The sequence below is a fragment of the Falsihalocynthiibacter sp. S25ZX9 genome (assembly GCF_041205405.1).
Taxonomy (GTDB): domain Bacteria; phylum Pseudomonadota; class Alphaproteobacteria; order Rhodobacterales; family Rhodobacteraceae; genus Falsihalocynthiibacter; species Falsihalocynthiibacter arcticus.
In genome coordinates this window covers 69,680-82,250 of record NZ_JBGFCD010000016.1, presented here as the reverse complement: position 1 = coordinate 82,250, position 12,571 = coordinate 69,680, and the positions used below count along the sequence as shown (strand labels likewise).

Sequence of the window (12,571 nt, the reverse complement as noted above, 5' to 3'; positions counted from 1 at the left end):
CGAAAAACATTGATATTGCTCATCTTAGTCGCGTTTTCCGCGAATGTTAGGGCAATTATTTGCCCAATTGCTGTATTTATATATGGCCTTTTGCAGAAGATCACGCCATTCAGGGAAAGAAACCTAAATTTAAGCGGATGGCAGCCAGTTTTGAGCTATAGCTTGCAAAAAACAGTCGTACTAGTGGGAATGATGGGCGCGGGAAAAACCGCGATCGGCAAAGCCCTTGCCACAGAACTCAATGTTCCCTTTCTGGACAGCGATGAAGAAATCACCAAGGCGGCAAACCGTTCAATTGCCGAGATTTTCGAACGTGATGGCGAGGCTTTTTTCCGCGAGCGCGAGACTGAAGTTATCACCCGTTTGCTCAAAGAGGAGCGGGGGGTTTTATCGACGGGTGGCGGCGCATTCCTGTCGGAACGAAATCGGGATGTGATTGCCAAAACTGGATTCTCCCTCTGGCTTCAGGCCGATCTGGATTTGCTGTGGTCGCGCGTGCGGCACAAGAATACACGACCTTTGTTGCGCACAGACAATCCTTATAAGACCTTGAAATCGCTTTATGAGTTGCGTGTGCCTGCCTATTCCAAGGCGGAAGCGGTGGTGCTTGGACGGGCTGATTTTTCCATCGAAGACATGCGCGACGCCGTGATCGAAACCCTGCTAACTGTACCAGATTTACTAAAGGTGACCCCATGACAGCCTCCCCCTTGCAAACCGTTTCCGTTGACTTGGCGGAGCGCTCCTACGAGATCAAAATAGGTGAGGGATTGTTGGCGCAATCGGGGGCGTTCATCGCGCCGTTTTTACGACGTCCCCATGTGGCGATTGTGACGGATGAAAACGTCGCCAAACTACATCTTGAGGCTTTGCAGGCGGGGCTGGCGGCCGCGGGCATCACGTCCGAAGCTTTGGCGCTTCCTGCGGGTGAGGCCACAAAATCATGGCCACATTTCAGTCGCGCGGTCGAATGGCTTTTGGACGCAAAAGTCGAGCGGAATGATGTGGTTATCGCGCTTGGCGGCGGCGTTATCGGCGATTTGGCTGGTTTTGCGGCCGCAGTTTTGCGCCGTGGCGTGCGATTTGTGCAAATACCGACCTCCCTTTTGGCGCAGGTCGACAGCTCGGTCGGGGGCAAAACGGGCATAAATGCGCCTCAGGGCAAGAACCTGATTGGTGCGTTTCATCAACCATCACTGGTTTTGGCCGATATCGATGTGCTCGACACTTTAACGCCTCGCGATTTCTTGTCGGGCTATGGCGAAGTGGTCAAATACGGCCTGTTGGGGGATGCCCGCTTTTTTGATTGGCTCGAGAAAAACGGCCCCGCGATGCTGCAAGGGGATAAGGCGGCGCGCGCCTATGCGGTCAATCGTTCTTGTGAAATGAAAGCCGATATCGTGGCACGGGATGAAACCGAGCAAGGCGACCGTGCCCTCCTGAATTTGGGGCATACGTTCTGTCACGCGCTGGAAAATGCGACAGGTTATTCTGATCGTCTTTTGCATGGCGAAGGCGTGGCCATTGGCTGTGTTTTGGCCTTGGAGACTTCGGCGCGTTTGGGGTTGTGTTCCCAAGAAGATCCAAGCCGTTTGCGCGCGCATTTGAGTGAAATGGGTATGAAGGTCAATGTGGCGGACATTGCAGGAGATTTGCCAAACGCCGCAGCTTTGCTTGCCTTAATGGGGCAGGATAAAAAAGTGGTTGATGGCACGATCAAATTCATTTTGACCCACGGCATCGGCAAGGCGTTTGTCTCGGCGGAGACCGACACCGATGTTGTGCTTCAAGTCCTCAAAGACGCGTTGAACGAGCGATAAAAAAACGCCGCTCTGTTAGGAGCGACGCTTTTGATATCTCGATATGAATGAGGTCTAGAACGGGATTTCGTCGTCGATGTTGCCACCGCCCTGATTTCCGCCACCTTGATTGCCACCACCTTGGTTTCCACCTGACGAATATCCGCCACCGCTTGGACCGGAGTCATATCCGCCGCCGCTTGGGCCAGAATCATATCCACCGCCGCCGCCTTCGGAGCGTCCGTCGAGCATGGTCAATGTGCCGCCGAAGCCTTGAAGCACAACCTCGGTTGAATACCGATCTGTGCCGTCTTGGGCTTGGTATTTGCGGGTTTGGAGTTGGCCTTCGATATAAACCTTGGAGCCTTTTTTGAGGTATTGTTCAGCGATCCGAACCAAACCTTCTTGAAAAATGGCGACGCTGTGCCATTCTGTTTTTTCACGGCGCTCACCCGTGTTTTTGTCTTTCCAATTTTCCGACGTGGCGATGCGCAAATTGCAGACCTTGCCGCCATTCGGGAAACTGCGGACTTCGGGGTCGCGACCCAGATTCCCAATGAGAATGACTTTATTGACCGATCCAGCCATGGCGGGCCTCCCTTTTCGATTCTGTTTTATAGAGGGCAGGTTACACCATTACAGCCTCAAATCAGCAAGCGGAAACATACCAAATGGCGACAGGGGGCTGGAAATGATCTCAGAAATGGATATAGTCGCGCCAACAATATGAGCGGGTGACAGGTTTTGCAGAAAACAACGTTGGCATTCTTGGCAATTTTAGCCACATCACTGACCGTGGAAACAACACGCGCTGAAGGTTTGGTTCTTGGAACCAAGACGAAAAAAAACCTGTTCTCCGCACAGCTTAGGGTGCTCGATACGCGGGCAGCTTCGCAATACAAAAGTTCAGACCGCCTCCGCCCCAAGCAAAAAGCGGGCCTTATTTTGCCGTTTATGGGCAAGTATAGTGGTCCCTATTTGGCGGTCGCGCGGGATGCTGCGCGACGTCACAGTATTCCTGAAGATTTGTTCTTGCGTCTGGTGCAACAAGAGAGTGGCTGGAATGTTTACGCCAAGTCCCACAAGGGCGCGACGGGCCTTGCCCAGTTGATGCCAGATACCGCAAAGGCCCTTGGTGTTAATATCGATGATCCGGCGAAAAATCTAGATGGCGGCGCACGTTACCTCAAGATGCAATACAACCGTTTTGGCTCGTGGCGTCTTGCGCTTGCCGCCTATAACGCAGGTCCAGAGGCCGTCGCGAAATACAACGGTGTCCCGCCGTATAAAGAGACCAAAAACTACGTCAAAGTCATTTTGGGAAGCTAGGTCATTTCGGTTCGGCCAGTTTAATCACGGGTTCCATTTCGGCCAAATCCTCTTGCGAGAGGTGACACTTAATGTGGTGCCCCTCGGCCAGAATTTTGTCCTTTGGCACCTCGATATCACACAGCCCGTTTGGCACCTTATACTTCCAGCGACATCTTGTTTGAAACGGGCATCCGGTGGGCGGGTTGATCGCTGACGGAATGTCGCCTTTCAACACGATTTGCCTTTTCTCGACCGACGTATCGGCAATGGGAACGGCGGATAACAACGCCTCGGTGTAGGGATGATAGGGCGGCGAAAAAATCTGGTCTGTCGTGCCCAGTTCCACCACATGCCCAAGGTACATCACCAACACACGATCACTCAAATACCGCACGATAGACAGGTCGTGACTGATAAACAGGAGCGTCGTCCCATTCTCGCGTTGAAGTTCCATCAAAAGGTCCGCGATGGCGGCTTGGACGCTGACATCCAGCGCGGAAACCGGCTCATCTGCCACCACGATGTTGGCATCGCCCGCAAAGGCCCGCGCGATGCCAACACGTTGCTTTTGGCCCCCCGAAAGCTGGCGCGGTAAACGGTCGGCAAAATCACGGGGGAGTTTCACAAGATCAAGAAGGTCAAGCATTCGGTCTTTGCGCGCTAGGTCACTGTCCCCAATGCCAAAAACTTCGAGCGTACGGATGATCTGTCGCCCGACAGTCATGGAGGGATTAAGCGTATCAAAAGGGTTTTGAAAGATCATTTGCAAACCCGAGACAACCTTGGTCGACCGTTCTTGAATGGGGGTGGCCTGAATTTCTTGGCCCATGAACGTCACTGTGCCTTCCGTCGCTTCCTCAAGCCCCATCAGGATTTTGGCTAGGGTGGATTTTCCGCAGCCACTTTCGCCAACGATGGCCAAGGTCTCCCCTTCGCGGGCTTCAAAACTTAACGATTCATTTGCCTTGACGGTTCGCTTTTTGCCACCAAATCCAGAACTTGCGACCTCATAGTATTTTTTAAGGTTTTCAACTTTTAGAACCGTTTTCCCAAGCGAGGTGCGCGCGGTTTTACCACCCGTTTCCGCAGTGGCGTCCCAATTGATTTCGTTGGTTCGGAGACAGCGACTGCCGTGGCGGTCGTCGTCTGCAATCGACATCATCGGGATCGCGGATTGGTCGCATCTGCCTGCCTCAAAATAGTCGCAGCGCGGGCCGAAATTGCATCCCTTCGGGCGCTCATGAGGCTGCGGAAAGTTTCCCGGAATTGCCACAAGGGGGCGTGAGTTTTTATCCGCACTTGGGAGGGGGATCGAGCGAAAAAGCGCTTGGGTATAGGGGTGTCGCATCTCATCGAAAATATCGGCAATCGATCCTCTTTCGACGGCCTCGCCAGAATACATGACGCAAAGGCGATCACAGGTCTCAAGCACCAATCCGAGGTTATGCGAGATGAACAACATTGAGGTGCCGTATTTTTTGCCCAACCCTTTGACCAACTCAACAATGCCCGCTTCCACCGTCACATCAAGCGCGGTTGTCGGTTCGTCCAGTATGAGCAGGCTTGGCTTACTCATCAGGGCCATGGCAATGACAATGCGTTGCTGTTGTCCACCCGAAAGTTGATGCGGGTAGCTCTTGAAAATACGTTTTGGATCAGGGAGTTGTACGTCTTCTATCACCTGAAGTGCGAGGTCGCGCGCCACCGATTTCGAAACGGTTCCATGCACCATCGGCACTTCCATCAACTGGGCGCCAATTTTCATTGCGGGGTTCAAACTCGCCATCGGTTCCTGATAGATCATCGCGATTTCAGAGCCACGCAAGGCCAGCAGTTCTGCGGGCGAAAATGTCGCCAAATCCCTCCCCTTGAACTTAATGGTGCCGCCCGTGACTGCACCATTTGTGCCCAAATCCTGCATGACACCAAGGGCTACTGTAGATTTGCCACAACCACTTTCGCCGACAAGCCCCATCGCCTCGCCCGGCATTACCGAGCAGGAAAAATCCATCACGGCGGGGATTTCGGCGTCGCGGGTGAAAAAACTGATCGAGAGGTTCTCAATTTCAAGAATTGGCCCCGTATATGACGTGTCGTACATGGATTAATCCTTTAGGCTTTCTTCGCGCAACCCGTCGGCGAGAAGATTGAGACCCAAAACAAGGCTCATGAGGGCAAAGGCGGGGGCAAGTGCAGCATGTGGATAACGGGTCAGAAGACGACGCCCTTCGTTGATTGTAGATCCCCAGTCGGGGCTTTCGGGTTCAAGCCCCAGACCGAAGAAACCCAATGTTCCCAGAAGTATAGTCGTATATCCAATCCGCAAACAGAAATCGACAATCAAGGGGCCACGAGCATTGGGCAGAATTTCCCAGAGCATAATATACCACGGACCTTCGCCCCGTGTTTGCGCAGCGGCCACATAATCGCGGGTTTTGATATCGAGCACCAAGCCACGCACAATCCGAAAAACCGTCGGCGCATTTACAAACACAACAGCGACAAAAACGACGAGTGTGTTGCCTGAGATGGACAAGTAATCGGCGAAACGGGGCATAAAATCGACTTTTGTTCCCGCTTGGCTAAGGATTGAAAGATAGGCCCAGCCGCCAAGAAAAATAACGGCACCTGCATAGAGATTGCGTTTTTTCGGCACCGTTCGTAGGCGGGAATTTAACAGAACGACGGCGAATATCAGCGGGAAAAGGAACAAAACCGCAGCCAAATAACTGGGAAGGCCCGTTTCAACAATCTCTGGCGTCACGAGGAGGTAAAACAGCAAAATTACAGGAAAGGCGAGCACAAGATTGGCCGCAAACGAAAGGCTCGTATCCAGTTTTCCGCCATAATATCCTGCGGGGAGGCCAAGGGTGACGCCCACCATAAAGGCGAAAACGGTGGCGAGGGGCACGATCTTGAGGACCTCCCAACTGCCAACGATCATGCGCGAAAACACGTCGCGCGCAAGGTGGTCTCCGCCAAGGAGAAAATAGGGATACTGGCCCTCTGGGTTTGGCAACGGTGAGCCGGGAACTTTGTTTTTGAGGCCCGAGAATTGGTCAAGGGGGGGATGGGTTACAATGAAATCCAAGGCTCCGAAAATCGCCGTGAAGACCCAAAACATCACAAGAGTGAAGCCAAGCGTGCCAGCGGTACTATCAAAGAGTTTTCCATAAAGCCCCAGACGCTTTTTCGCACGGATGGAAACCGCAAAGAGCACGACGAGCGCGATCCATACGGGAATGAATTGAATGAAGATACGCAAGCTGATTGCGCCCCAACCGAGAATATCCATATCCATCCCTATGACAGCCTGATGCGTGGATTAAGGAAGACATAGCCAACATCAGAGATCAGCTGTGTTAAGAGAACAACGGCAACCGCAACAACGGAGCAGCCCAGCAAAAGGTCGATGTCATTATTGCTGGCGGCTTGTACAAGAGTCCATCCGAAGCCTTTGTAATTAAACAGAGTTTCCACGATGACGACGCCATTCAAAAGCCACGGGAACTGGAGCATAATCACCGTAAAAGGCGCGATCAGTGCGTTGCGTAGCGCGTGTTTCATCACGATTTTGGGGAAGCTCACGCCTTTGAGGCGGGCGGTTCGAATGTATTGCGCGGTCATGACTTCGGTCATCGAGGCGCGGGTCATGCGGGCAATATACCCCATGCCGTAAGCCGCGATGGTGATGACGGGCAGGGTGAAATTGGCGAAAGTCGCCTGTTTCGCGGCGGTGGTTGCAGTACCTTTAAAGAGGGTTCTCGTGTCGATCCAACCCCAGTCTGAAAGGATTGGCGAGAGGCCCGTTGCAGAGGAAGCAAAGAGGGCAATAAGAATGACGCCGGACACATATTCAGGCGTCGCCGTTGAGAGAATTGAGACCGTCGAGAAGGCGCGGTCGGTACGACTTCCTTCGCGCATGCCGGCCATGACGCCGACGAAAAGTGCGGCGGGAACCATCACCAGCATTACAAAAAACATCAGCTTGCCTGTCAGGCCAAGACGTTTTGCCAATAGGGGGCCGACGTCTTCTTTGAACACGCTCGATGTGCCCCAATCGCCCTGTAAAATTCCGCAATACGTGGCGGCCTCCAAGGGGGAATTTGGATCAATGCAACGCCCCGTGGGGCGACCGTCATCCGTGGCGTAAGTCCAGCCGGGCACCACACCCATCCATTCGCCATAGCGCACAACAAGCGGGCGATCGAAGCCGTTTTTACTCAGCCAGCTAACGACTTGCGCGTCTTCCATGCGCACCGATCCCTGACTCTTGGCGAGCTTTTCAAGGTTGGGAGAAAGGTTCGTGAGGGCGAAGACAATGAACGTCAGGCAAAACGCCGTCAGGACCATGATCGCAACACGGCGCAGGATAAAAATACCCATGAGGCTCCCTAATTAGGGGGACGGGGAGGCACAAAAGCGTGCCCGAAAACTGAGGCCACCAAAAAGAGGCAGCCTCAGAATGAAACGGGTTGGATTATGCGGCCCAGCCAATGTTTTGGTAATGAATTTCAAAGGTTGGGTGCATTTCATTGCCAATCAAACCAGCAACCGAATGACGGAACAACGCGCGCCAGAAGGTTTGCAAGGTGACGCCTTGGTCTTGCATGATTTCCTCTAGCTGTTTCATCACAACACGGCGCTCGTTAGCATCGGCAATTGCCAAGCTTTGATCCAGCAGCGCGTCAAACTCTGGGTTGTTAAAGCCAGTTTCGTTCCACGCAACCCCGCCCTTATAGGCCAGCACAAGCACTTGAACCCCTAGGGGGCGGTGGGCCCATTCCGTGGAGCTGAACGGAAATTTAGCCCAGTCATTCCAATAGGTTGCCCCCGGAAGCACAACACGTTTTACTTTGAGGCCCGCATCTCGAAGCTGGGCGGCGATTGCATCTGTCGTGTCTTTGTTGAAACCGTCGTCCAAGGAAACAAGTTCATGCTCAAAATCGGCCATGCCTTCGTCTTGCATGATTTTAAGCGCACCCGCGGGATCATGGATTGGCTTGGGAAGCTGTGCGTATTCCGGATGAATTGGGCAGACATGGTGGTTTTCGGCAACCACACCAAGGTTGTTATATCCGAGTTCCAACACTATGGCATTGTCCACTGCCATAGCCAAAGCGCGACGCACACTGGCTTTCTCATAGGGAACAATGTCGCCTATAGTTGCCTGTTGGTTCGGACGCGTCACAAGGGTTGCCGCCGTGACAACTGTCGACTGCACGAGGCCTAATTCGTCAAGGATATCAATGTAGTCGCCGGTTGTTTGATAGTTAGTGTCCACTTCTTCGGATTCAAACGCAGAGACCCAAGCCACCGGATCGGTGCCGTAATCGATGAATTCGACGCGATCCATATAGGCGCCATTGCCTTCGTTCCACCATGTATGGTTTTCGTTGCGTACCAACACGCATTTTTCGCTAACGGCGTAGCTTTCGGGAATATAGGGGCCCGTGCCAATTGGATTATCAAAGGGGTCGCCGTGGTTCAGCGTTTCATGCGCTATGGCTGCCGGATAATCGGCCATGCTTGGAATGAGCGAGATGTCAGGGCGTGCAAGATGCAGCACAATCGTGTGATCATCGACGATTTCAACGGCGCCTTCGGCCAATGTTTTGGTCTCGGGGTTGATTAACACGTCAAAACGGGTCGCCATGGAATTGCCTTCCACGTTCCCGTCACACCACCATTCAATATTGAGGGCCACGTCGGCGGCGGTGAACGCATCGCCGTTGTTCCACGTCACACCTTTGCGGATGTTCAATTTATATTCGGTCGCGTCGTCGTTGATTTCCCAGCTTTCGAGCAAAACGGGTTCAAACGTGCTTTCGATAGTGTATTTGACCAGATACTCAAGGAAGCCCCGCGTCACGTTTGCATGCTCGGACCAGTCGTAAAGACGGGGTTCTTTCATCGCGAGAACGTTTTGCTGAATACGTAATGTCCCCCCCATTTTGATCGCGCCCTGCGCCTTGGCGGGCGTAGCAACACCCACGAGCGATAGAGCGGCCGCACTTGTCATTCCGAGCGCTGTGGCACGTCCGAGGAATTCACGCCGACTAAGAGTTCCGGCTTTGAATTCATTCGCGTAGCTCATGGCTGCTGGATGAAGGGGCTTCCCGTTGATCGTATTCTTCATTTTTATCTCCCTGAGAAACATTCTGGCTCTAAGATCCGTCGAGAATACTTATTTTATTGAAGTTTTTTATTGTTTTTCCCGTTCAGTGCGTCCCATAGACGCATCAAACCAGTTCAAGGTCAACGGTTCGGTCAAAATTTTTGACGACCCAATGTGACATTATTCTAGTTTGAAACACGACATTTAGCGCGTTTCTACATGAAAAAAGCGGCTCCAGAATGAAATCTGGTGCCGCTTTGAATGTGATTGTCGGTGGGTTCTGTGCGTTAGTTTTCTTTGCGCCAACGCGAGGGTGTGCTGCCGATGTGATGTTGGAAGGCGCGGGTGAAATAGGCCGCCGAGCGAAACCCGAGATCTTCGGCGACTTTTTGGATCGGCTCTTTGGTTTCAACCAAACGGCGGCGCGCTTCAAAGAGCACGCGGTCGTTCAAAAGCATGTGCGCGGGGCGTCCACAAGCCTTGTTACAGACCCGCGTAAGGTGGGTTGGGGTCACGCCCAAAGCCTCTGCATATTCTGCAACAGTCATGCCTTCAGTGTAATGAGTTTCAATCATTCCAGCAAAGCGAACGGCCAAGCGTTGACCCGCCGAGGGCGCTTTATCTTCTAGGTCACTGAGCAGCAGTTGACGTTGCAGCCAGACAGAAAGTAAGCCCGTGTGGTGATGCATTGCGGACGATCGCTCAGGGCGATCACCTTCAAGTTCGCGCTGTAGGTTTTCCAAGATGCCTGTGACTTCATTTTGGGGGCCAGAGTCCCGCAACCGCAAATGAACAGGCTCTTTTGGAAACGACAAGTCGTTGGATTTGGGGATGAAAACGGCGGTGCCAAAAACCAGGGCCGAGGCCTCGAACCCGTGCATGGTTCCCGCAGGAATAAAGATGGCGTTATGGGCGCCATATCCAGACGTCACCCCTGCAACCGTGATGCGCCCTTGTCCACGTGTAAACCACAGCAAAACATCGGTGGAGTAGCTGCGCATGGCTTCAACACGCCACCGACCGCCCTTTGCGAGGCGGGCAATTTGCGACATCCGCAGTTCGGATGCGTGCGTTTGTGGGAGCGATTCAATGACCGATTTCAGGGCCGCGTTCGGAACAGATTTCGGCTCTGTGTCCTTCTTTAAGAAAGGTTTTGGATCCGTCATAAACTTTGGCAGGCTGGGCGTTTTTTGCGTCATATCACATCCAATTTTTGCCGCAGGCAGCGGGCATTGTGCCCACATTACATGGGGCAATCACACTGGATAGGCCGCGGCCCGATTGGACCGAAACGTACTCACTATTTCTAGGGGTTCGCATGCGCCATACCGGGCTAAGGAAACGCAATTGAATTTAGACAGTGTTCGTTATGTGAAACTTTGGGGCAGATCGAGGCAATTCTAAAGCGAAAATTGTCGAATATTGAAGGAATGGGGGGAGGAGTTAAAAGGCGTTGCGTTAAGGACGCGAACTAATGGGGAACATGCGAATTCCAGTCGCGCATCTTGCTCCGGAACCACGTTCTCTGGCGTTTTGCATATTGGCGACTTGAGATAATAGCTGCTTCAATCGCGGCCTCAAGCGAGAGGCGATCTTCTAGATGTGCGATCAATTCGGGCGCACCGATAGCTTTGGACGATTGATGCGCGGGGTTCCACGTGGGCCACATTGCGCGGGCCTCCTCAATCGCACCCGCCTCTATCATCAGGTGAAACCGCCGCTCAATACGGGCCGCGAGCCAATCGCGGTCTGCGTCAAACACAATCGGGTATGTGTTCGCAAGGGGCAAAAGCGGTGGCGGCGTTTGATCTTGCCAATGCGCAAGGCCAAGTCCCGTTGCTTGCTGAACTTCCCATGCCCGTTGCACCCGCATTGGATTAAGAGCGTCGATCCGTGCCTGTGTCTGCGCGTCAAGTTCCGCGAACATCCCGTCATGGCCTTCCGAGAGACGGCGGGTGTCAGCGGTTTCGCGCAACACATCAGGGGTGGCGGGAATGAGTGCAAGGCCTTGGGTCAGCGCTTGAAAATACAACCCCGTTCCGCCCACAATTACGGGACGCTTTCCCGCGAGCAAAGGCGTGATATCGCGCAGCCAATGGCCAACCGAATAGGGCGCGTCATAGGCGACATGGCCGTATAACTGGTGATCGGCAGCGGCCATATCAGTGGCCATGGGGCGGGCGGTAAGAATGTTCCAGCCACCAAACACCTGCAGCGCGTCGGCGTTGAGAATGACACCCCCTTGCGCGGCAACGATCTCAAGCGCCAGCGCCGATTTTCCAGACGCCGTTGGGCCCGCAATTAGGACGGGCAAATCGGGGGAAATGTCGTGGATCTTGAGCATTCTGAACGCTTCCTTACCGGTGTCACATCGTTTTTTGTCAATTTCCTTGGCCGCAAGCGCCGTTTAGCCGTTGAACCTAGGCCCGTTTTGGGACATTTTGGCCGACAAGGCAAACAGTCAGTCATTGGTAAAAGGGGAATTCGGCATGAGCACTTCTGGCGAAGAAAGTCGCACGGGAACACATCCGACATTTAGTCGGGTTATGCTGAAAATTTCTGGAGAGGCCCTGATGGGCGACCGTGGATATGGCCTCAATCCGCCGACCGTGGAGCGGATCGCCCGCGAAGTTAAAGTTGTGCATGACATGGGTGTTGAGATTTGCATGGTCATCGGCGGCGGCAATATTTTCCGCGGCCTTCAGGGCAGTGCCCAAGGGATGGAGCGCACTACCGCCGACTATATGGGCATGCTCGCCACCGTGATGAACGCCCTCGCGATGCAAAGCGCGCTTGAAGGGCAGGGCATCCACACACGCGTGATCTCGGCCATCCCGATGGATCAGGTTTGCGAGCCCTATATTCGCCGCCGCGCCGTGCGCCACCTTGAGAAAAAACGGGTCGTGATCTTTGCGGCAGGGACCGGAAACCCCTATTTTACCACGGATACTGCGGCCACTTTGCGCGCCAATGAAATGTCCTGCGAGGCGATCTTTAAGGGCACCAAGGTTGATGGCGTTTATGACAAGGACCCCGCAAAATTTGACGACGCCGTGCGCTATGACAACGTGACCTTTGATGAAGTTTTGCAAAAACGTCTGGCTGTGATGGACGCGAGCGCCATTGCTTTGGCGCGTGATAACAATCTGCCGATCATTGTTTTCTCCCTAGATGAACCGGGTGGTTTCAAGGGAATTTTGGCAGGTGAAGGGACGTATACACGGGTGCACGGCTAAAAATTAATCAATTCATACCGAATTGGGTTTCTGGCGCGTGCGTCCTGTTGTCTATACAACCGGTACGCCATGCGGTAAGACGTTTTAAAGTACGTGACACCAAAAAG

Annotated in this window: 11 protein-coding genes; 4 read left to right on the top strand and 7 right to left on the bottom strand. The window is 53.4% G+C overall.

The features are described from left to right. Positions 1-162: 162 nt before the first annotated feature. Both AB9F29_RS17025 and aroB read left to right on the top strand, forming a co-directional pair. Positions 163-699, top strand: coding sequence for a shikimate kinase (locus tag AB9F29_RS17025; protein ID WP_369756521.1), 537 nt, complete (start codon positions 163-165; stop codon positions 697-699). Next, positions 696-1,820 carry a 3-dehydroquinate synthase gene (gene aroB, locus AB9F29_RS17020; RefSeq protein ID WP_039000653.1) on the top strand — a complete coding sequence of 375 codons (1,125 nt, stop codon included), beginning with the start codon at positions 696-698 and terminating at the stop codon, positions 1,818-1,820. Before AB9F29_RS17025 ends, aroB begins: the two co-directional genes overlap by 4 nt. 54 nt (positions 1,821-1,874) lie before the next feature. Here the strand turns inward: aroB and ssb are convergent, their stop codons facing one another. Next, positions 1,875-2,387 (bottom strand): single-stranded DNA-binding protein, encoded by a 513-nt coding sequence (ssb, locus tag AB9F29_RS17015; protein ID WP_039000655.1) that lies wholly within the window; start codon positions 2,385-2,387, stop codon positions 1,875-1,877. A gap of 207 nt (positions 2,388-2,594) precedes the next feature. On the opposite strand from ssb, the gene AB9F29_RS17010 reads away from it, so the two are divergent. Then, a complete protein-coding gene (locus AB9F29_RS17010; protein ID WP_369756547.1) occupies positions 2,595-3,128 on the top strand; it encodes a lytic transglycosylase domain-containing protein in 534 nt (177 codons plus the stop codon). A 1-nt stretch (position 3,129) separates the two neighbouring features. On the opposite strand, the gene AB9F29_RS17005 is transcribed toward AB9F29_RS17010, so the two are convergent. From AB9F29_RS17005 to miaA, 6 genes are all read right to left on the bottom strand, one after another. Next, the gene (locus AB9F29_RS17005) at positions 3,130-5,211 is read right to left on the bottom strand and encodes a dipeptide ABC transporter ATP-binding protein (protein WP_369756520.1); all 2,082 of its coding nucleotides are present in this window, start codon (positions 5,209-5,211) and stop codon (positions 3,130-3,132) included. A 3-nt stretch (positions 5,212-5,214) separates the two neighbouring features. Continuing rightward, a complete protein-coding gene (locus AB9F29_RS17000) occupies positions 5,215-6,405 on the bottom strand; it encodes an ABC transporter permease (RefSeq protein WP_369756519.1) in 1,191 nt (396 codons plus the stop codon). A gap of 8 nt (positions 6,406-6,413) precedes the next feature. Beyond that, on the bottom strand, positions 6,414-7,496 hold the full coding sequence (locus tag AB9F29_RS16995) for an ABC transporter permease (protein WP_335584338.1): 1,083 nt from the start codon (positions 7,494-7,496) through the stop codon (positions 6,414-6,416). Between the two features lie 94 nt (positions 7,497-7,590). After that, positions 7,591-9,249 carry an ABC transporter substrate-binding protein gene (locus AB9F29_RS16990; protein WP_369756518.1) on the bottom strand — a complete coding sequence of 553 codons (1,659 nt, stop codon included), beginning with the start codon at positions 9,247-9,249 and terminating at the stop codon, positions 7,591-7,593. Positions 9,250-9,515: 266 nt separating this feature from the next. Then, positions 9,516-10,427, bottom strand: coding sequence for an AraC family transcriptional regulator (locus AB9F29_RS16985; protein WP_236939967.1), 912 nt, complete (start codon positions 10,425-10,427; stop codon positions 9,516-9,518). Positions 10,428-10,699: 272 nt separating this feature from the next. Beyond that, positions 10,700-11,572 (bottom strand): tRNA (adenosine(37)-N6)-dimethylallyltransferase MiaA, encoded by an 873-nt coding sequence (gene miaA / locus AB9F29_RS16980; protein ID WP_369756517.1) that lies wholly within the window; start codon positions 11,570-11,572, stop codon positions 10,700-10,702. Positions 11,573-11,717: 145 nt separating this feature from the next. Here miaA and pyrH point away from each other — a divergent pair, with 145 nt between their 5' ends. Then, complete coding sequence (gene pyrH, locus AB9F29_RS16975; protein WP_039000661.1) at positions 11,718-12,464, top strand: UMP kinase; 747 nt, start codon at positions 11,718-11,720, stop codon at positions 12,462-12,464. The last annotated feature ends 107 nt before the right edge of the window (positions 12,465-12,571 follow it).

Bases quoted from the DNA above. Each gene is read 5' to 3' on its own strand.
- aroB (WP_039000653.1), top strand. From the start codon at position 696: ATGACAGCCTCCCCCTTGCAAACCGTTTCCGTTGACTTGGCGGAGCGC.
- ssb (WP_039000655.1), bottom strand. From the start codon at position 2,387: ATGGCTGGATCGGTCAATAAAGTCATTCTCATTGGGAATCTGGGTCGC.
- AB9F29_RS17005 (WP_369756520.1), bottom strand. From the start codon at position 5,211: ATGTACGACACGTCATATACGGGGCCAATTCTTGAAATTGAGAACCTC.
- AB9F29_RS17000 (WP_369756519.1), bottom strand. From the start codon at position 6,405: ATGGATATTCTCGGTTGGGGCGCAATCAGCTTGCGTATCTTCATTCAA.
- AB9F29_RS16995 (WP_335584338.1), bottom strand. From the start codon at position 7,496: ATGGGTATTTTTATCCTGCGCCGTGTTGCGATCATGGTCCTGACGGCG.
- AB9F29_RS16990 (WP_369756518.1), bottom strand. From the start codon at position 9,249: ATGAAGAATACGATCAACGGGAAGCCCCTTCATCCAGCAGCCATGAGC.
- AB9F29_RS16985 (WP_236939967.1), bottom strand. From the start codon at position 10,427: ATGACGCAAAAAACGCCCAGCCTGCCAAAGTTTATGACGGATCCAAAA.
- miaA (WP_369756517.1), bottom strand. From the start codon at position 11,572: ATGCTCAAGATCCACGACATTTCCCCCGATTTGCCCGTCCTAATTGCG.
- pyrH (WP_039000661.1), top strand. From the start codon at position 11,718: ATGAGCACTTCTGGCGAAGAAAGTCGCACGGGAACACATCCGACATTT.